This is a genomic window from Streptococcus sp. OMI870, from assembly GCF_047460295.1.
Classification (GTDB): Bacteria; Bacillota; Bacilli; order Lactobacillales; family Streptococcaceae; genus Streptococcus.
The window spans coordinates 431,781-452,827 of the sequence record NZ_JASHGM010000002.1; the positions used below are offsets into that span (position 1 = coordinate 431,781).

At 42.9% G+C, this 21,047-nt stretch carries 15 protein-coding genes and 1 other RNA gene; 2 read left to right on the forward strand and 14 right to left on the reverse strand.

Features of this window, described 5'->3' with window-relative positions; all coding sequences use genetic code 11:
* Nucleotides 1-42: 42 nt before the first annotated feature.
* Nucleotides 43-4,611, reverse strand: a complete 4,569-nt coding sequence (locus tag QM968_RS05965; RefSeq protein WP_414382945.1) for a SpaA isopeptide-forming pilin-related protein — start codon at nt 4,609-4,611, stop codon at nt 43-45.
* Between the two features lie 274 nt (nt 4,612-4,885).
* On the opposite strand from QM968_RS05965, the gene QM968_RS05970 reads away from it, so the two are divergent.
* On the forward strand, nt 4,886-5,902 hold the full coding sequence (locus QM968_RS05970) for an NAD(P)H-dependent glycerol-3-phosphate dehydrogenase (protein ID WP_009731800.1): 1,017 nt from the start codon (nt 4,886-4,888) through the stop codon (nt 5,900-5,902).
* A gap of 45 nt (nt 5,903-5,947) precedes the next feature.
* Nucleotides 5,948-6,856: a UTP--glucose-1-phosphate uridylyltransferase GalU gene (gene galU / locus QM968_RS05975; protein ID WP_414382947.1), complete on the forward strand. Its 909-nt coding sequence runs from the start codon at nt 5,948-5,950 to the stop codon at nt 6,854-6,856.
* Between the two features lie 89 nt (nt 6,857-6,945).
* On the opposite strand, the gene QM968_RS05980 is transcribed toward galU, so the two are convergent.
* The 13 genes from QM968_RS05980 to tadA all read right to left on the reverse strand — a co-directional run bounded on the left by QM968_RS05980 (nt 6,946) and on the right by tadA (nt 20,801).
* Complete coding sequence (locus QM968_RS05980) at nt 6,946-9,465, reverse strand: C69 family dipeptidase (protein WP_414382949.1); 2,520 nt, start codon at nt 9,463-9,465, stop codon at nt 6,946-6,948.
* A gap of 353 nt (nt 9,466-9,818) precedes the next feature.
* A complete protein-coding gene (locus tag QM968_RS05985; RefSeq protein ID WP_009731803.1) occupies nt 9,819-10,496 on the reverse strand; it encodes a rhomboid family intramembrane serine protease in 678 nt (225 codons plus the stop codon).
* A complete protein-coding gene (locus QM968_RS05990; protein WP_009731804.1) occupies nt 10,480-11,019 on the reverse strand; it encodes a 5-formyltetrahydrofolate cyclo-ligase in 540 nt (179 codons plus the stop codon). The genes QM968_RS05985 and QM968_RS05990 overlap by 17 nt, the downstream gene beginning before the upstream one ends.
* A gap of 109 nt (nt 11,020-11,128) precedes the next feature.
* Nucleotides 11,129-12,262 (reverse strand): N-acetyldiaminopimelate deacetylase, encoded by a 1,134-nt coding sequence (locus QM968_RS05995; RefSeq protein ID WP_009731805.1) that lies wholly within the window; start codon nt 12,260-12,262, stop codon nt 11,129-11,131.
* Nucleotides 12,263-12,470: 208 nt separating this feature from the next.
* Entirely contained in the window at nt 12,471-13,169 is a 699-nt protein-coding gene (dapD, locus tag QM968_RS06000; RefSeq protein WP_009731806.1) for a 2,3,4,5-tetrahydropyridine-2,6-dicarboxylate N-acetyltransferase, read from the reverse strand.
* 65 nt (nt 13,170-13,234) lie between these two features.
* Nucleotides 13,235-14,470 (reverse strand): hypothetical protein, encoded by a 1,236-nt coding sequence (locus tag QM968_RS06005; RefSeq protein ID WP_009731807.1) that lies wholly within the window; start codon nt 14,468-14,470, stop codon nt 13,235-13,237.
* A 49-nt stretch (nt 14,471-14,519) separates the two neighbouring features.
* A complete protein-coding gene (locus tag QM968_RS06010) occupies nt 14,520-15,479 on the reverse strand; it encodes a hypothetical protein (protein WP_414382952.1) in 960 nt (319 codons plus the stop codon).
* Nucleotides 15,443-16,132, reverse strand: a complete 690-nt coding sequence (locus QM968_RS06015) for a hypothetical protein (protein ID WP_414326995.1) — start codon at nt 16,130-16,132, stop codon at nt 15,443-15,445. Before QM968_RS06015 ends, QM968_RS06010 begins: the two co-directional genes overlap by 37 nt.
* 5 nt (nt 16,133-16,137) lie before the next feature.
* Nucleotides 16,138-16,836: a hypothetical protein gene (locus tag QM968_RS06020; protein WP_009731810.1), complete on the reverse strand. Its 699-nt coding sequence runs from the start codon at nt 16,834-16,836 to the stop codon at nt 16,138-16,140.
* Between the two features lie 118 nt (nt 16,837-16,954).
* Nucleotides 16,955-18,040: a hypothetical protein gene (locus QM968_RS06025; RefSeq protein ID WP_009731811.1), complete on the reverse strand. Its 1,086-nt coding sequence runs from the start codon at nt 18,038-18,040 to the stop codon at nt 16,955-16,957.
* Between the two features lie 114 nt (nt 18,041-18,154).
* Entirely contained in the window at nt 18,155-19,504 is a 1,350-nt protein-coding gene (locus QM968_RS06030; RefSeq protein ID WP_009731812.1) for a glucose-6-phosphate isomerase, read from the reverse strand.
* A 653-nt stretch (nt 19,505-20,157) separates the two neighbouring features.
* An RNA gene (gene ffs, locus QM968_RS06035) (signal recognition particle sRNA small type) lies at nt 20,158-20,252 on the reverse strand.
* A 39-nt stretch (nt 20,253-20,291) separates the two neighbouring features.
* On the reverse strand, nt 20,292-20,801 hold the full coding sequence (gene tadA / locus QM968_RS06040; protein ID WP_003016809.1) for a tRNA adenosine(34) deaminase TadA: 510 nt from the start codon (nt 20,799-20,801) through the stop codon (nt 20,292-20,294).
* Nucleotides 20,802-21,047 lie beyond the last annotated feature (246 nt).

The window sequence follows — 21,047 nt, forward strand, 5'->3', positions numbered from 1 at the left end:
CAGGTTTGTCTAGCGGGGCTAGAACAAAACCTGTTTTAGAAATTAATTTTCACGTTTTTTGTAAACCAAGGCGCTTCCAGTTACTGCCAAAGCAAGTCCTGCAGCTACTAGTCCCTCGCTCACTGTTTCACCTGTAGAAGGAAGAGATTTCTTACCTTCTCCCTTTGGAGGATTTGATGGAATCTGTTTTTTAGGCTTGTCAGTAGAAGGCGGTGGGGTCTTTCCTGTTGGAGGAGTCGGAGGAGTTAGTTCATTAACTACATTTCCTTTATCCACAACCAAGTCTGTAGCTTGTACATAGTCTTCCGCTGTGACAGTGATTGGATTCGTTAATAGTTGGTAGCCAGTTGGCGCTGTTAACTCCTTGATGACATAATCTCTTGCTTCAAATCCTTTGAAGATGACAAGGCCATTGGCATCTGAGGTCGCAGTTGCTTGACCTTCGCCGTATGGGTTGGCAACTGGAGTTGTACCATCTGCCTCAAAGAGTCCAAAGACAGCTCCTGCAAGTGCTTTACCTTCTTTATTCACCTTATGCAATTGAATATTGTAAAGTTTCAACTCAGGTTTGTCAACAGTCGGTGGTGTTGGTGGAATCGCAGTGAACGGTTTATTGACCACTTTTCCTTGATCAAGCACCTGGTCAGTTGAGGCAATCAATTGACTAGCTGAAACAGTAATCACTTCTTCAGAAAGTTGGTAACCTTCGGGAGCAGTGATTTCTTTCACCACATAATCCTTGGCTACAAGTCCTGTAAAGGTAACGAGGCCATTGGCATCTGAGGTCGCTGTCGCTTGACCTTCTCCATATGGGTTGGCAACTGGAGTTGTACCATCTGCCTCAAAGAGTCCAAAGACGGCTCCAACAAGTGGTTTTCCTTCATTGTTGACTTTATGTAATTGAATGCTATAAAGTTTCAATTCAGGTTTGTCAACAGTCGGTGGTGTTGGTGGGATTGAGGTAAATGGTTTATTCACAACGGTTCCCTTGTCTACTACAAGGTTGTCAGCTGCTTTCAATTCGCTAGCTGATACTTTAATGACATCAGTTGATGGTTGGTAGCCATCTGGTGGGGTCAATTCTTTCACTACATAATCTTTAGCTGCAAATCCTGTAAAGGTCACGAGACCATTGGCATCAGAGGTCGCTGTCGCTTGACCTTCGCCGTATGGGTTGGCAACTGGAGTTGTACCATCCGCTTCAAAGAGGCCAAAGACGGCGCCTGACAAGACTTGCCCTTCATTGTTAACTTTATGTAATTGAATACTATAAAGTTTCAATTCAGGTTTGTCAACAGTCGGAGGAGTTGGTGGGATTGAAGTATATGGTTTATTCACCACATTTCCTTTATCCACTGCCAAGTCTGCCGAAGCTGTCAATTCAGCTTCAGAAACGGTGATTGAAGCAGTTGAAAGTTGGTAACCTTCTGGCGCTGTCAATTCTTTGACCACATAATCTTTCGCTGCAAATCCTACAAAGCTGACAAGACCGCTCGCATCTGAAGTTGCTGTCGCTTGGCCTTCACCGTATGGATTAGCTACCGGGGTTGTACCATCTGCTTCAAAGAGGCCGAAGACAGCTCCTGCTAGAGCTTGGCCTTCACCATTAACCTTGTGAAGTTGGATGGTATAAAGCTTAGCTTCAGGTTTATCGACAGTCGGTGGTGTTGGTGGGATTTCACTCGTCACAAAAGTATTGATAAAGGATTTCTTTTCACCATAGGCCACTGTAGCGTTGATGGTATTGCTTGCTTCATCTTTCGTAACCGTTACTGTCACTTCGATGCTAGCTTGATCGTAGGTCATTCCTTTTTCTTGAGTTGTAGGGATCACTTCCTTAATCGTGTAGTGGAACGTTTTTCCTGCATCTTCTTGTGAATAAGAAATTTCATCAAAGGCTACGGAACCATCTGCAGCATTTTGTTTTGTTTGAAGGACTTTTCCAGCTTCATCCAATAAGGTAAAGCTGAATTCACCATCTTTCAAGGCACGGCCTTCCAAAATCTTGCTTACTGAAATCTGAGCTTTTGCTGGACTTGGAGCTGAGTAAGTATTTGTAAAGACCTTGCTTTCTGGATAGACAACTGTTGCTTTTAGGTTGTTTCCATCTTTTGTTACCTTAACGGTGACTTGTTTTTCAGAAGTATCGTATGTGATACCTGGGGTAGTTCCCTTCACTTCCTTCACAGTATAAGTGTGTTCTCCTTCTGCTGTGTAAGGAATCGCATCAAAGCTTACTTTGCCAGATTTGTTGGTAACAGTTTGAAGCTTGTTCGCACCTTCGTACAATTCAAAGCTAAACTCACCGTCTACCAAGTCACGACCTGTCAACTCTTTTGTCAACTCAATTGTTGCATTCGCCGCGTTTGGTGTGAAGGCATTGGTAAATGTTTTGCTTTCTGGATAGACAACTTCTGCCTTCAAGGCATCTCCATCACGAGTGACTTTAACAGTCACTTGTTTTTCAGAAGCATCGTAAGTAATAGTGGCATTATCCCCTTTAACCTCTTTCACAGTGTAAGTGTGTTCACCTTCTGCTGTGTAAGAAATGGATTCAAAGGTTACTTTGCCAGATTTGTTGGTGACAGTTTGAAGCTTGTTCGCACCTTCGTACAATTCAAAGCTAAACTCGCCATCTACTAATTCACGACCTGTCAACTTTTTATCCAACTCAATTGTTGCAGTTGTTGCGTTTGGTGTGAAGGCATTGGTAAATGTTTTACTTTCTGGATAGACGACTTCTGCCTTCAAAGCATCTCCATCACGAGTAACTTTAACAGTCACTTGTTTTTCAGATGCATCGTAAGCAATCGTAGCATTATCCCCTTTGACCTCTTTCACAGTATAAGTGTGTTCACCTTCTGCTGTGTAAGAAATAGATTCAAAGGTTACTTTGCCAGATTTGTTGGTAACAGTTTGAAGCTTGTTCGCTCCTTCGTACAATTCAAAGCTAAACTCACCGTCTACCAAGTCACGACCTGTCAACTCTTTTGTCAATTCAATTGTTGCATTCGCCGCGTTTGGTGTGAAGGCATTGGTAAATGTTTTGCTTTCTGGATAGACGACTTCTGCCTTCAAAGCTCCTCCATCACGAGTGACTTTAACAGTCACTTGTTTTTCAGAAGCATCGTAAGCAATAGTGGCATTGTCGCCCTTCACTTCCTTCACAGTGTATGTGTGTTCACCTTCTGCTGTGAACTCAATCGGCTCGAATGTAATTTTCCCGCTTTGGTTAGTCGTTGTTTGAAGCTTGTTTGCACCTTCGTACAATTCAAAGCTAAACTCGCCGTCTACCAAGTCACGACCTGTAAGAACTTTATCCAGCTCAATAACAGCTTGGGTTTTGGCCGGCTTCTCTTTCTTGTTTATAATGGTTTTGCTAACAGGTTTCGTTGGTGTCGTAAATTCACTAGCTTCAACAATTGTATCTTCTGCCAACTCATACCCTTCCGGAGCTTGAATTTCTTTGATGATGTATTTATCTCTCAAGAGTTCCTTAAGGCTAAATTCACCTTTAGCATCTGATTCAAACTCACCTAATACTTGGCCAGTTGCTTGACGGATAACCTGGAATTTCGCACCTTTCAGCGGTTCATTACTTTCGTCAACTTTATGAACTTGAATGCCGAAGGCATAACCAACACCTTCACCACCCGCGATTTGGATATTTACTTTACTATTTGAATCGTATGGTTTTTTATTATCACCTACGATAGTCGCCTTATTTTTGATCACCTCACGGTCAACTGCATCATAGTTAACAACTGCTTCATATTCAACTGCAAAGTGATCGTTAGCAGAAATGTTCCCTAGATTAATCGTAAATGTAGTATCTGTTGCATTTACAGTGTATTGAGAGGTGACATCTGTTTTGTTTTTAAGTTGCCATGTTCCAGTGCTGTAATCCCAAGTACCTTTGTAGATCTTAAAGCTACCAGCCTTGTAGGTGACACCTGGTGATTCCATAGAATCTGAAAGAACTGCATTGCTGATTGCCTCGTTGGTCCTATTTACAGAAATACGAAAACCTAGGCTCTTGTGATCTCCATTATCCCAACCAGATTTGATAATAGTATACCGTTTACCTTCTCCGACAGTCCCACTTTTTACTGTACCATCGAATTTCACTTTGTTATTAACAGAGACCTTAACTGGCGCATTACCATCATTTGGAAACTTATCTTTATTAACACCAGCATAGAAGAAGAACGAACCTGAAACATCATTTTTTTCTTCCACAAATTTGGTAAAGGTCAAGATAATTTTACCAGTCGTAGCATCAACCTTTGCGTTAGCGATCAATTTATTGGTGATTGCATCTTTAATCTCAAAATCTTGAGATTTGATGTCAATTGGAGAAGCAATAACTACTTCCGTCGTATCTCCTGCTTTAACGTTTTTTCCTTCCAAAGCAAACTTTGCATTAAGACGGAAAGTATCGTATCTTCCAAGCGGAGCTGTTAAATCCCCGCCATCATTGTTTTGAACTTTTACATCTGTGATGACATCCACTTTTTTTGACGTTTCTGCATTTACCTTTTTAGAAAAAAGCGTAAAGCATACTATCAATAATGAAAGCATCATCAATAGATATATTGCCAATTTTTTCATTTTATCTCCCCTTATATTCATAATAATAGGCAAAAAATATTATATCACAAATTAGTAGTAATGCAAGTAAAAGGTAGCTTTTTTTATTTAGCATCTTGTCAAAATGAAATATCTTCACAAAACAATTGATAGTTATACAAGTTTTTTTACCTATATTATGTTAAAATAGAGAGGAAAATAGAATCATCTTCAAGGCCCTTTTGAGGCGGTTTTGAAGAGGCAAGTCCTAGATTTATAGCCTTGCTTAAAAATAGACATAGAAATGGAAGATACAATGGAAAAACAAACCGTTGCAGTATTGGGTCCTGGTTCATGGGGAACAGCCCTTTCACAAGTCCTCAATGATAACGGCCATGAAGTCCGTCTCTGGGGAAATATCCAAGAACAGATCGATGAAATCAACACTGATCATACCAATCAGCGCTATTTTAAAGACATCGTTATTAGCGATCAAATTACAGCTACGACCGATCTAAAAGCAGCCTTGGACAGTGTAGATGCCATCCTCTTTGTGGTCCCGACTAAGGTAACCCGCTTGGTAGCGAAACAAGTCGCTGAGACACTGGATCATCCTGTAACAGTTATGCACGCATCTAAAGGGCTAGAACCCGGTACACATGATCGAATTTCTCAGATCCTTGAGGAAGAGATCCCTGCTTCTCTTCGCAGTGAGATTGTGGTTGTTTCTGGTCCGAGCCATGCTGAAGAAACCATTGTCCGTGATATCACTCTCATCACAGCCGCTTCAAAAGATCTAGAAGTTGCACGCTATGTTCAAGAACTCTTTAGCAACCACTATTTCCGCCTTTATACCAATACCGATGTCATCGGGGTGGAAACAGCTGGTGCCTTGAAAAATATCATCGCTGTTGGAGCTGGAGCCTTACATGGACTTGGATACGGGGACAATGCCAAAGCAGCTATCATCACGCGCGGTTTGGCTGAGATCACCCGCCTGGGAGTGAAGCTCGGGGCCAGCCCTTTGACCTACAGTGGCTTGTCTGGTGTCGGAGACTTGATCGTTACTGGAACGTCTGTCCATTCCCGCAACTGGCGTGCTGGGGATGCGCTTGGACGTGGTGAAAAATTAGAAGATATTGAAGCCAATATGGGCATGATCATTGAAGGGATTTCTACAACCAAAGTCGCCTATGAACTCGCACAAGAGTTGGACGTCTATATGCCGATCACGCAGGCCATTTACCAAGTCATCTACGAAGGGCAAGATATCCGAGAGGCCATCCACAACATGATGAGCAATGAATTTAAAGAAGAAAATGAGTGGAAATAAGTCAACCACTCTCTTATCAATCATACCTTTTAGAAAGGAATCTATATGACTAAAGTTAGAAAAGCAGTCATTCCTGCAGCTGGCTTGGGGACCCGCTTCCTCCCAGCTACCAAAGCTTTGGCAAAGGAAATGTTGCCAATCGTTGACAAACCTACGATCCAATTTATTGTAGAGGAAGCTCTCAAATCAGGTATCGAGGACATTCTGGTCGTAACAGGGAAATCAAAACGTTCGATCGAAGACCATTTCGACTCAAACTTTGAACTTGAGTACAACCTCAAGGAAAAAGGGAAAAATGATCTTTTACGATTAGTAGACGAAACAACAGGCATGCGCCTCCACTTCATTCGTCAAAAACATCCTCGTGGACTTGGAGATGCAGTTTTACAAGCTAAAGCTTTTGTTGGAAATGAACCCTTCGTCGTAATGCTTGGAGATGACCTCATGGATATCACGGATGACAGAGCCACCACGCTCACCAAGCAATTGATGAATGACTATGACGAAACACACGCTTCAACCATTGCTGTCATGAAAGTTCCCCATGAAGAAGTTTCTGCCTATGGAGTCATCGCTCCTCAAGGAGAAGGAATCAACGGGCTGTATAGCGTTGAAACCTTTGTCGAAAAACCAGCACCCGAAGAGGCACCAAGTGACCTTGCCATTATCGGACGCTACCTGCTAACTCCTGAAATCTTCCAAATTTTGGAAAATCAAGAGCCCGGCGCTGGAAACGAAATCCAGTTGACCGATGCCATTGATACCTTGAACAAGACCCAACGAGTCTTTGCCCGTGAATTCAAGGGACGGCGCTACGATGTAGGAGACAAGTTTGGGTTCATGAAAACATCTATTGATTATGCCTTGAAACACCCACAGGTTAAAGATGATCTCAAACAATACATCATCAACCTTGGAAAACAATTAGAAGAAAAAGGAAAAGTGACCGAGTAGTAAAAAATACTCACCACGACTTTTCGACTATGAAGGAAAGAGACCGGACTAACCGTCCGGCCTCTTTTCATTTCTTAAAAAATTGCTTTTTAGACTTTGCTATGTTTGCGTTTTTCTACATAGAAGGCAAATCCAAGGGCACTAATCAAGACACCGCCGATGATACCAACCATTGAAATGGTTTGTCCAGTAGATGGCAATTTCTTGCTTTCTATTTTTTCTTCTACCTTAGTTGCCGATTTGTAGACAACGCCATAAGATGAGAAGTGATTGGTTGTGAAGGTTACCTTGCTCTTGTCTTCATTCAAGCTGAACTGGTAGGTTTCAACCTTGCCATCTTCTCCAATACCTACAACCGATTCTACTTCTTTCTTAGGATCAACTGGCATGGTCACTACAGTTGGGCTGAATTGATGAACAGGTCCATTTTGATTTGACAATTGAATGTCGTAAATCTGATAGTCTTTATCTTTGAGGGCTTGTACATCCTTCAATACAGAAGCTGCCAAATTAAAGCCACCTTGGGCAAAGTCTGGATTTTGTAAAGTGATTCCAGTAACAGGATCTACTAAAATGTAGGAATTCGTAGGAAGAACTGGACGATTGTTTGTAGTTGGAGCAGGGACAATCGTAGTTGGCTGAGTTACATCCTTGCTTGGTTCAGTAGTTGTAGTTGTAGTTTCATCCTTACTTGGCTCAGTACTTGGTTCAGTTGGCTTGGTTTCATCCTCGCTTGGCTTAGTACTTGGTTCGCTTGGCTTGATTTCATCCTTACTTGGATCGGTACTTGGCTCAGTTGGCTTGGTTTCATCCTTTCTTGGATCAGTACTCGGTTCGCTTGGCTTGATTTCGTCCTTACTTGGCTCAGTACTTGGCTCAGTTGGCTTGGTTTCATCCTTGCTTGGATCAGTACTCGGTTCGCTTGGCTTGATTTCGTCCTTACTTGGCTCAGTACTTGGGTCGCTTGGTTTGCTTTCGTCCTTGCTTGGCTCAGTACTTGGTTCGCTTGGTTTGCTTGCTTCCGTTGGTTCCTTGTAATCATCTGGAAGAGATGCCCGATGCGGATCATCTGTTCTACCCGCTTCTTTCAAGGTTGCTGAAAGCTCAGCTTCGTATTGTTTAAATTGTTTGAAAAGACGTTCAGAACGCGCTATTGATTCAGCAGTTACTTGATCTTCTGCCCCTTTTGCAGCTGCTTCATCAGCTTTCAAGGCAGCGTATTTTGCATCGCTCACTTTTTGTTCTATAATGAGCTGTTCTTCTAGTGCTTTCCAGTGATTTTGGATAGATTTTCCGAATAGATCTTGGTTATGGATGGCCATTTGGTCGATGTGCCAAACTGTCCAATACCATGAATTTGGATCATAAGTAGCTGTTTGAGGTTTAAAGGCTTCGTAAGTATCTTTTACATTTCCATAGAATGGAACATAAGGGGTATTCCGTGAAGGTCCCATGCCGAGCCATACAGTTCCACCAAATGATTTTGGAAGGTTTGGATTGATTTGATAGACATGGGCATCAATCACATTTTCATTTCCTAAAGCATACTTGTATTGGTCTTTACGAACAGTATCGTTGCTACCATCATCACCTTGTTTCTTAACACCAATTTGATCATCTGGTACAAAGCGTCCATTTAAGTGTTCAAAACGATTCCGTTGCAAAGCAAAAGCATCTTCTAAGGTGTATTTTTTGTTTGGATCGGTTGGTGAACGGAAGAGCTCATACTCATCATCCTCATAAGTGACTTTAGAGTCTGGATCTAGTAAGGTGATACCTGCATAGGTCCGTGAGCGGTCCCCTTCAGCATATTTTTCTGGTCCATAAGATTTAGCAATATGGAAATTGCCATCTTTATCAGTCTTGTAGTTGCCAGATTCCTTGGCTACTTTTTCTACATCTTTAGAGGCAATGACATTTTCAGTGTCATTCAAGTCTACATGGCCAAGGTAGTAGGTATTGGCAAAAACTGCATATTTATCTTCTGGCACCTTCACCGCTACATATTGGTGACCAGATAGAATTTCCATATACCAAGTTTCATTTTGGTCTGCAAAGACAACCACATTCCCTTCAGCTGAACCTTTTTCTTCGATGACTTTGGCCAGTAATTCAACCCCTTCACGGGCAGTCTTCACACGTGGCAAAATCACATCTAGCATAGCTGCTTCTGGTAGGCCATTCTCTTTCAAAGGATCCGTCGTCAAGACTTTCTTATTTGGGATTGCTGTTACTGTCGCAGTCATGGATACACCGGCTTCATTAAAACCGTGTTCCCCGAAAGCCCCGTTGCTACCGTCACCACGAGCAGAGTCATAAGTAGCTGTGTATTTCATTTCATTGACAGCATGCGGGTAGGTGAATCCGTTGGATTCATCCTCGATTTGATCTCCCTCATTATAGGTCTTGGCATCAACCACAACATAGTTTTTGTTGTGTTTTCCACCATTTGGATAATAAGGATAGTCCTCAGTCCGGCCAAACAGGGTCGTTCCATCCTTGGTCAACTGGCGACCAATGATAAATCCACAGCAGGCCTGAACGGCTTGAATTGGTAAGAGTAAGAACGTCATCGCTACCAAAGCTAGTTTAAACAACCATTTTTTCATGGCAAATCTCCTTTATGTTTGAATGTTCCTTTAGGAAAAAAGGTAGAATACCCGATTTTTTATACCTTAAGTCTATCTTTTTTCCACCTCTTTTGCAAGCGCTTTCTTCATTGAATGTTTATACTCTTTTATTCAGGACCTCCTAAGTTATCATCCTTCCAATACAGGATTCACTTACTTATCACAAGAATGTTATAATAAATATATATAATTACCGGTAATTTCATCAATTATCTGTTAGTTTACGATTTCGCTACATTTTTTAGTAAAAAAGAGGGAGTAGGAAAAAACTCCGTAAAATAAAAAAGATTGAAAAGGTTCTTCCAAACCTTTTCAATCTGCCCAGCCCCTTCTTAAAATAGGTTTAACAATTTGCCTAAAAAACAGAGGAATAGTAAGAGGTAAGACAAGGAGGCGCTGATCTGATAGCTTCGCTTCATAAAGAGGGCCTCCCCTCTTACTGGAAAGACATAAGCCAACATCACCCCAGCTACTAAGCCACCAATGTGGCCCGCCATACTGATGTCTGGCATAAAACTAAAGATCAGATTGACCACAATCAAGCTGGTATAGGACTGACTCAAGTGGCGAATATAGGGACTTTGGACAATAAAGCGCAGAGCGCCAATGGTCCCAAAAAGTCCAAAGAGGGCTGTAGAAGCGCCTGCTGCAATCACATCTGGCGTAAAAATAGCAACAAAGACATTGCCCATCATGCCTGATAAGAGATAAAGAGCTAAGAAAGCCTTGGAACCAAAGAGATCTTCTGCCAAACGTCCCAAGTAATAGAGGGTGATCATATTGAGCACAAAATGTTCTAGGCCGATATGAACAAAAGTAGCTGTCACTATTCGCCATAACTGGCTAGGATCGACTTTCACAGCCTCTCCAATAATACCACCGCTATAGTAAACAGCAGCACCCGTTTGGTAGTCGCCTCCAAATCGGATAAACATTGAAAGAAAAACTGCCGTTGTGACGAGCAACAAGATACTAGTCACAGGATAACGATGATCATAGAGTAATTTCATGGACTAGCACCTCCTGAACTGCTATATCAAATGTATTTGGCTGGAACTCCCCTTGCTGGATGGAATAAATGGTGCTGACTGTTTTTCCAGTAAAACCCTCTAAATAACGATCATAATAGCCACCACCATAGCCGATCCGATAGCCTTTAGATTGGAAAACCAAGCCCGGGACATGGATCAGATCAATCTCTGCTTTATCCACAACCTTGCCCTGTTCATTGGGCTCCAGCAAACCAAAGCGCGTTTTTTCCAAAATGTCAGGATCGTATTCCACAAATTCCATCCGACCTTGTGGATAGGTACGGGGAACACAGACGCGTTTTCCAAGTTGAAGAGCAGCTTGGATCAAGCCAGCTGTGGAAAATTCATGGTCAAAAGACAGATAGGTCGCAAGGGTCTTTGCCTCCTGAAAGGCTGGAAGCTCCAAGAGACGTTGAGTGAGCTGTTCATCTGCTTGAGTTTTCACGGATTCCGGCAACCGTTTCATGGCTGCGATGGTTTCTTTTCGTAGTGTTTTCTTCATTCCCTACTCCTTTTGTATAGCTTTAATTGTATCATTTTTTATGAAACATCCGAACAGTTTGCACACGAGAAAATAAAAATCCAACTCCAGGCGGAGTTGGAACAAACGCTTATTGGTTGGCTTTCACTTTCAAAAATTTACCAATGTTTTCCACAGCAAAGGGAAGGGCAGCCTCATTTGGGCTCATCTTCGGATGGTGCAGGGCATAAGGGGTATCAATTCCCAGCCAGAACATGACCCCAGGGACCTTGCTCAAGAGAAAGCCAAAGTCTTCTCCCGTCATCGCTGGCAAGATATCAATCAGGTTCACGTCTTCCTCAGCTGTGAAAAAGTCCATGAGTTCTTTGGCCAACTCTGGTTGGTTTTCCACAGGCAGGTAACCTCCTTGCTTGAGTTCCAGATCTAATTCTACATCAAAAGCGGCTGCAACCCCTTCCGCAATCGTTTTGACCCGTTTTTGAGTCAGGAGGTTCATCTCCATGGTCAAGGTTCGGATGGTCCCGTGAAGGAAGGCCGTTTCAGCAATCACATTATTGGTGGTTCCTGCATGCATGGAACCAAAGGTCACCACAGCACCTTCAATTGGATCAACATTTCGACTCACGACCGATTGGACTTGGGTAATGAAGTAAGAGGCTGCTACAAGAGCATCATTGGCCTCATGTGGAAAGGCAGCATGCCCTCCCTTTCCTGTAAAGGTGATCTTGACTTCACAGGTCCCTGCAAAAAGGGTACCGGTATTGGTCGCAATGTCCCCCACCTTCAAATCAGGGCGTACATGCAGACCATAAAATTCATCAGGGAGCCAGTCACCAAAAGCATTGTCCTTATACATGAGCATCCCACCTGCTTCATTTTCTTCAGCCGGTTGGAAGAGAAAGAGCAGGTTATTTTTTGGTTGCACTTGGACCAGTTGATCCAAAAGCCCGAGGGCTGTTGTCATGTGCATATCATGACCACAAGCATGCATCCGTCCTTCATGCTTAGAGGCAAAATCAAGGCCCGTTTGTTCCAAAATCGGTAAGCCATCGATATCCGTCCTCCAACCAATGGTTTTTTCAGGTGCAGCCCCATGGAGATAAACTAGGATCCCTGTCCGCCAAGTCCGTTTCTCTACAAACTCCTTGCCGGCTGTAATCTCTGCGATTCGCTCTAAGAGGTAGGCTTGGGTTTCAAATTCTTCCAGGCCAATTTCAGGGATTTGGTGCAAATCCCGTCTGATTTTGATTAAGTCCAATGTCATCGTTGTCTTCTTTCTATTAGAATAGGGAGTGGGAAAGAACTCTGATTAATTAAAAAGAGTTCGTTTTCCCACCCCCGCACAGTTGATTAGGTAGTCTTTGGAGCTTAATCAAGCGAACAAAGATGCCAATCAACCACTGCGTCATACAATTATTCCCTTTAAACACCAAAGGCTGGACACTTTTTGCCCGGCCTCTACTATCAATATGTTACAAATTACGCAAAGCGTCTTCCAAGGCTGTTTTTTGTTGTGTTTTTTCGTCAATTTCCTTGATGATGCGAGCTGGGACACCAGCTACAACCACATTTTCAGGGACATCTTGAGTAACGATCGCTCCAGCGGCAACGACTGAACCGTTTCCAACTTGAACTCCTTCGATCACAACAGCATTGGCACCGACCAAGACATTGTCCCCAATCCGAACAGGCTCCGCAGAAGCTGGCTCAATGACACCCGCAAGAACGGCACCCGCACCGATGTGGCTGTTTTTACCAACAGTGGCACGACCACCAAGGATAGCGCCCATATCAATCATGGTTCCTGCACCGATTTCAGCACCGATATTGATCACTGCTCCCATCATGACTACCGCATTGTCCTCAATCGTTACTTGATCACGGATAATAGCACCTGGTTCGATACGGGCATTCAGGTAGCGCTTGTCCAATAATGGGACAGCTGAATTACGACCATCTTGTTCTACCACATAATCCTTGTTCTCTGTTAAGTTGGCAAGAAGAGGCTCGATATCTTTCCAATCACCGAACAAAACATTGCCAAGTTTCGTAACAGAAGCAGGAACAGCTGTTGACAATTCCCCTTCAAAGGTTACTTTCACATTTGTTTTCTTTTCTGCATTTCCAATAAAAGCAATAATTTCTTGAGCAGACATTTTTTGTGCTGTCATAAGATTCTCCATTCATTTCAATTAAAGGTATTCATATTATACCACAATCCTAGTGGGATAAACACCTAAGGCGATGTGGATGTCGCCGAATCATCGAGACCCTTGATTTCACTGATAGTCCGATTACTTCCAAAACGAATAATGACTGATCGCGAATCAGAAAGTTTATAGTGAAAGGTTAAAAAAGACTCAGAACTCATTATACTCGACCAGGAAACACGGTTGGGGATTCCGACAGTATTCACAAGATCTGCATAGCTAGTTCCTATTTTAACACTCGCAAAATCCTCTCTGTTCAAACTGCCATTTTTATTGGCTAATTGCTCACTGTTTAAGTTCTCAAAATTAAGAGAAGATAGACGGTTACCAATCATATTTGAAAGCAAAACAGATACAGAAGAAGGGGATCCTTCAGCCTCATAATCCAAGCTTGTCATGAAAGGACCGACACTACCCTCTTGGTAGGTTTCTTCCCCACTACTAGCCTTGCCCAGTACAGCTACCACATCCTGCGGAGACAGATAAGTTGAAGAGGTACGGCCTTGATCCCCCTCACTTAAACCAGGAATCAGGGAAATCGCCTTCTCATAGGTCACTTGAAACTGAAATTCCCCCTCCGGAGCAATCAAGGTACTCGTGCCACTCTTCAAGGTTTCCTTTCTGACTCCATAAGACCGGCCAGTGCTTCCGTATTCACTAGTAGAAGAAGGATGTTCCTCTCTATGGATGCCTCCTGAAGGCATAAAAACAAATAATCCCACCATGGCCAATAAACCAAAAATAGCTGCAAGGAGAGAAGCTCCACTGCTTGAGGAAGAAGGATAGGCTCTCGCCGTATCCGATAGGACGTCCAGTCCAGTTTTTCTTGGTTCTTGGCGCCGGCCTCCTCCTAACGAAGCTAGATCTGCTTCTGAAATCAAGCGGGTCCCACCCTGGTGCTCTACTCTTTCCTCGCCCTTAGGGAACTGCTCTATTGCATCTTGTGTTGGTGGTTGTGATGTTAGCGGTCTGTCAGGAGAGTCTTCAACCAATACTTCGTTTTGCTCATCTATAGCTTTCTCAGTACCAAGCTCTGATTGGTCTTTTAGCTCCTCTACTTGCTTCACTGGTTCAGGAAAAATGGAGGAGTCTATCACTTCTGTCTCTTTTGGAAGCTTTTCTTCCAGCCTTTCATCCCTATTTTCAATGCTCTGGTTGGTTGAAGCGGAACTTTTCACTAGACTAGTTTCTTCTTCTAGCTGGCGTTTCGCAAATCGACTCTTGTGTTCATTTCGTAGGGTTGACCAGTCTTTCTTTCCCATTGTTCCCTCCTTAATTATTCTATAGCAAATTCATTCGGGCTGACCGTTTTTACGGTGCTGTAGGTGTCGAAGAAGAAGCTGGTGTGCTCGCTTCCACTTTAGGTGTGATATCCTTGATGGTTTGCCGGCTATCAAAATGGATTTGAACCGTTTGGGAATCAGCCAATCGATAAGTAAAGGTCGGTGCTTCACCGTAACCTAAAAGTCCGGACATATCTACCTCATCTGGAATCCCCACCGTATTAAGCAAATCTAAATAAGGCATCCCAACTTTGATATTAGTAAAATCGTCCTTCGTTAAACTGCCATTCTTATTTGCAAAACGATCACTTTTTAAGTGTTTCAAACTTAAAAAAGAAATCCTGTAATAGGCACCCATTTTTTCAAGGAGAACCTTCCCATATGCATCATCTGATTGGTAATCTAAGGTCAGCAAAAAAGGACTTGAACTGCTGTCACTATACGATGCCTCTCCACGGGTTGCTTTACCTAATGCTGCAACGATACCTTGCGGCGTAATCGTTCCAAAAGATGTCTTTTTTTCTTCTACTGCAAAATCAGGAATGAGAGACATGGCTTTTTCATAGGTTGTCTCAAATTGAACTTCCTTAGCAGATGCAACATAAGAACTATTTTCACTATTGAGATATTCTTTTCTGATACTATGCCGTGAAAAACTGTCAGCTCCATTGCTTGAGGAAGATGAAGAAAGATTCTTGTTGCCTGTGTTTTGAAGTACGAATACAAAGGCGACTAACAAGGCTAAGCATCCAAAAAATCCTAAAAGCGAACCGGTCCCTTCTTCTTTAGAAGAAGGTGAAGAACCAATAGTATCTGAATGACTTCTCATTTCTTGATGATTTTCCATCCCTAAAGAAGCTAGATCTTCTTCTGAAATCAAGCGAGTCCCACCCTGGTGAGATGAAGCCGCTTTTATGTCCGTCCGATGATTGTCCAATGATTTCTCCCTTCCTAAATCAAGACCAATTTTGAACCCTTTTTCTTCCATTCCATCACCACTTCTGGCTGACCTGGTATCTGATAACTCGCTCGATAACCCATTTCGCCATCTAGTAATTCCCCCCAGACCAAGCGTTGAGGATTTCCTAGCTTCTGAATGAGCTGGGCGAATTCTGTGCCTTTTTTGCCCTTTTCAGTAGTGATGTCTTTCTCACTGCTTGACTTCTCTGTTGCATCCAACAAATTCGTCGCATCCACCATCGTCAGGCGAAAACCTTTGGCCTGGTCCTGTTCAAACCATAGAGTGACACTTTTCTTGCCCTTATCTGACTGCTTGGCTGCATACGTCAAGACCAGAACAGTTTTATCCCCTTGAGCTGTTTTTGTGTACCGAACTTTTTGTGCTTTTCCCCATTTAGCTACAAGCGTTTCCAGGCGAGTCCCTGGTTGCTGACCTTGCTTAAGTCGGACTTTCAAATTTGCTACGGCTTCGATCGTCCACTGAAACTGCTTGACTTCTTGTTCATCAGTTACCAAATTCTGGTAATCTTTCGGCTGGAAATGGGTGAGTTTTTGATCCTCCTTAGTATCAGTCCCCTGCTCTTGCACCTGGATGGTTGCAATGGCAAGCAAGAGTCCTAGGAGCAAACACAAAAAGGGCAGTAAAAATTCTTTTTGATTTTTTTTTATCCATTCGATCATACACTTCACCCCTTCTTACTCAAACGATACTGACCACTCTGATCGCGTTCAAAGGTCAAAGAAACCAGCCCATCTGTTACCTGATAAGACAGGGCCAATACTTGTTTGTCCTTTATAGTGGTCAAACTAAGAGAATTGGGAAGGCCTGATCTTTTCAAGACGTCCTCTACTGCCGTTCCCTTTTCTTTCTTACCATCCAAGGGCTGATAGCTTGTAAAATCAGTCCGTTTCAAATTCTTTTTACTCTGATAGCGAGACGACTGGGGCGCAAACCCTTGAATGGCACTCAGATAAAAAGCACCCTCCTGCTTTTGGAATTCTATTGTAAAAGGATTAATCCCCTGGACAGCAGTCCCATAACCTAGCTGGACTTGTGCTCCAAAACTGGTTTCTTCTTGTGTAAAACTCTCTGCTTTCCCAAATTTCTTTACGAAGGCAGCCAAGGTCACCCAGTTCTTTCGAGTCTTGCTATCTTCCTTTGTAAGTTCTAACGATAAGAGGTCTTCTATTGCCAGTTCTTTGGTGGTTTTCCCAACATATTGTTGGCTTGTTTCTTGCATCTGAGGAAAGGTTAGTAAGCGATCTTTGGGCACGGTTTTAACCGGATGAATCATGAATACTAAGCAAGCACCGATCATAAAAGCTAGCAAAGCTATCCCAGCTTTTCGGAGGAGCCTTTTATGATTTTCTATCCATGTTTTCATTTCTTCCATCCTTTGTTCTCTTTCTATTCAAACTCCTTCTATTGTATAGAAAAATAGCGCATTTGTCTTGTCTTATCTGAAAGAAAAAAGGCTTGCGCCTCTTTCTTTTCTTATCCTGTTAATAGCTGTCTTTACTGCTCAAGAGGAAATCCCCATTGGATTGGCGAACAAAGGTCAAATCCACATAGTCCCCATTTTTCTTTTTGAAGTCCATGAGCATTTCCACCTTGCCTGAATAATCAGATGCTCTCACACTCAGATTGACACCATCCCCGTATTTATCCAAGAGCTCTTTATAAGAAGTGCCTCCAACACCTGTCTCACTATCTCCAACTTTTAAGCCATCTGCAAAATTATCCTCTACTATGAGATCTTTCTCATACTGATTGAATTCAAACTTAGAAAGCTGCAATTGTTTCCCATTCTTAGTATAAATGGCTCTGACCTCTTTATTATAAGAGCTATTATCCCAGTTTAATTTCAACTCTCCATCATCAAATTGAACAGCATTCGCTTTCCCATAAGCCTCTACCATTTCTTCAGGACTCATCCCATCATCTTCTCCAGTCAGAAATTGAAGTTTCTCGACATCTGACTGCTCCCAGCTAAAATTGGACTCTGCATCTTCAGAAGTCAATTGCTCCAAATCAATAGTATAAGGAGAACCTGACTTGTCAGCTGATAAAGAGGTGTCCTGCTTTCTTGCTTGAGAGCTACTAGGAGCGGCTTGGCCGATGAGATAGCCACTAATACCACCGATTAAGAGACCTACTAAAATGCCAAGCGCAAAACGAATAGCCTTTTTATCTGCCGGATCCATCGGTTTTCGGACAGGAGGAGTTTGCTGGATCTGGATAGCTGGACCAGGCTGTGCTTGTGAATCAGCTCGTTCAGAAGCAAGACTGTAAGGAGCTTCAGCTACAGGCTGGAATGGAGGAATAGACTGGGGAGGAGCAACTGCTTGCAGATCTTTTTCGACAGTTGGTTCACCCACATCTGGGATCTCGACGGTGTCTGAAATAGCTGCTTCCGTTGTTTCTTCCTTCATTTCTGTCGCTGGCATCCCTGGTATTCCCCCTGGTTCCGAAACGACGACATCTTCTGATGCTTCTTTTGGGACAAAGGCTGGCGCAGCTACATCAAAATGAGGCGCTCCATCCAACGGAGCATCGTTTATCAATTTTTCTTGATCTTTCTCTGACATTTCAGGTTCTCCTTTTTATTCTTCTCTTCTACTATAACATAAAACCAACCTAGGACCAACTCCAATCTATAGGGAGCAAAAAAACGACCTCTTTCGAGATCGTTTTGTTGTCTATTATAGACGAGCGTTGAGTTCTTTGCTCAATTCTTCAAATCCTGGTTTACCAAGAAGGGCAAACATGTTACGTTTGTAAGCTTCAACACCTGGTTGGTCAAATGGGTTGATGGCATTCAAGTAACCTGAAAGGGCGATGGCCAATTCGAAGAAGTAGATCGTGTAACCAAGAGTGAAGGCATCTTGCTCAGGAAGAGTCACGTACATGTTTGGCACGTCACCGTCAGTGTGGGCAAGAAGAACACCGTCAGTTGCTTTTTTGTTAACGAAGTCAACGTCTTTTCCTTGAAGGTAACCAAGTCCGTCAAGATCTTCTTCCAAAGTAGGGATAATCACGTTCTTACGTGGTTTGTCAACACGGACAACTGTTTCAAACATGATACGAGTTCCTTCTTGGATAAATTGACCCAATGAGTGCAAGTCTGTTGAGAAGTTAGCTGAAGTTGGGTAGATACCTTTTTGGTCTTTCCCTTCTGACTCACCAGCCAATTGTTTCCACCATTCTGAGAAGTATTGAAGCGATGGCTCGTAGTTTACCAATATTTCAGTTGCATAACCTTTACGGTAAAGGATGTTACGAACAGCTGCGTATTGGTAAGCTTCGTTTTCTGAAAGTTTGTCTGAAGTGTAGTCTTTACGAGCAGCATTCGCACCTTCCATAAGGGCTTTGATATCTGCACCTGATGCAGCGATTGGAAGCAATCCAACTGCTGTCAAGACTGAGAAGCGTCCACCGATATCATCTGGAACCACAAATGTTTCCCAACCGTTCGCATCTGCTTCAACCTTAACAGCACCTTTTTGGCGGTCAGTAGTTGCGTAGATCCGTTTGTTAGCTTCTTCTTGACCGTATTTCTTCACCAAAAGTTCTTTGAAGACACGGAAAGCGATAGCTGGTTCAGTTGTTGTACCTGATTTAGAAATCACGTTTACTGAGAAGTCTTTGTCTGCTACGTACTCTACCAAGTCAGCAAGGTAAGTAGATGAGATGGAGTTTCCAGCGTAAAGGATTTGTGGCGCTTTGCGTTCTTCTTTTGTTTGCAAGTTTGCAAAGTGGTGGTTCAAGAAGTCAATGGCAGCTTTCGCTCCAAGGTATGATCCACCGATACCGATCACGACCAAAACATCGCTGTCTGCTTTGATTTGTTCAGCAGCTTTCAAGATGCGGTCAAATTCTTCACGGTCATAATTTTCAGGAAGGTCCAACCAACCTAGGAAGTCACTACCAGCACCTGTTCCTTTACGGATCAATTCATCAGCTGCAGTCACTTGTGGTTGCATATATTCCACTTCATGTGGGGCAACAAATTTACCCAAAACTTTTGAGTAGTCAAATTTAATATGAGACATGTTATTCCTCCAAATTTCTTCTTCTCTATGATATCGCTTTACAGGAATTTTATCAAGGGAAACCACCCTGTAAAACGTTTTCATTTGCTGATTTTTTTATTTTCACAAATCAAGCAACGACGCAATAGCAATCGTTTGCATATTTGCACTATTTTTGACTAGAAAATCCAAAAAAAGAAGCTTCTCACGAAACTCTATTTTTTCTCTTTTATTCTTTGAATATAAACAGGACTCTGGTAAGTGATAGCCCTCACGTCGCTTCACTCCTCAGGATCAATATCTCTAAGTTCGGTTACGCCTTACAGGCTTTTTTCATTTTACGCTATAGCCCTCACGTCGCTTCGCTCCTCAGGATCAATATCTCTAAACTCGGTTGCGCCTTACAGGCTAATTTCATGTTACGCTATAGCCCTCACGTCGCTTCGCTCCTCAGGATCAATATCTCTAAGCTCATCTGCGACTTCCAGTCTTGATTCGTTAAGAGCTTTTATCGGTTTACAGCTTTTTCCCTAACGGGAAAAACTGCATCCATTGCTCTAGGATTCGTCTGCGTCCCTTGGACTTGACTCATCAAGAGCAATAGTCCTCACGTCGCTTTGCTCCTCAGGATCAATATCTCTAAGTTCGGTTGCGCCTTACAGGCTTACCTCACTAAGAGCTATAGAAAAAGAGCACACAGTTCACTTCGCTTAGGGCTGCTGGATTCCTCCCCTGACCCGCTTCACGCAGAACTGTTGCTCCGATAGGTATTATATCATAATTTGTTCGATTTGCAAAGGTCCGGTTTTTATTCTTGTGTTTCGGCCTTGGCTGCGAGTTTGGCTTGTTTTTTTCGTTCTCGACCTTGGCGGAAGAAGGTCTGCATGATGGCTGCACATTCTGCTTCCAAGATTCCTGTTTCTACTTCGACTCGGTGATTGAGGCGTTCATCTGCCAAAATGTCGTAGAGACTACCTGCTCCACCGAACTTCTGATTGGTCGCCCCGTAAATCACCTGGGGAATCCGAGCTAGACCAATGGCACCACTACACATGACACAGGGCTCAATCGTGACAAAAAGCGTCGTATCCAGCAGGCGCCAGCTATTTTCACGCTGATTGGCCTCCTCGATCGCCATGATTTCCGCATGCATGACCGCCCGCTGCAGCTCCTCACGCGCATTATGTCCACGCCCGATAATCTGACCATCCTTGACCAAGACACAGCCAATCGGTATTTCATCATTGGCGAGGGCAATCTCCGCCTCCTTCAGGGCTTCCCTCATAAACATCGCTTTTTCCTCTATCGTGTAGTCCATCTCTTCCTTCTTCCTTTTAGTTTCTTTGTTCATTATACCATAGGCAGCTTACGACTCACAAAAAAAGCCGCCGATTGGGCGACTCTTATGGGAGATTATTATGAAAAAGTTTAGGAGGTTTAAACAAAGTTAGGAGGTCTTTGTTTATGCTTCTAGTATAGCTGGCCTATCTTAAATAAAGCTTAAGTTCTCTGAGTATTGATGATTTTGGAAATATCACCACTTAGAATCTCAAAAATATCTGAC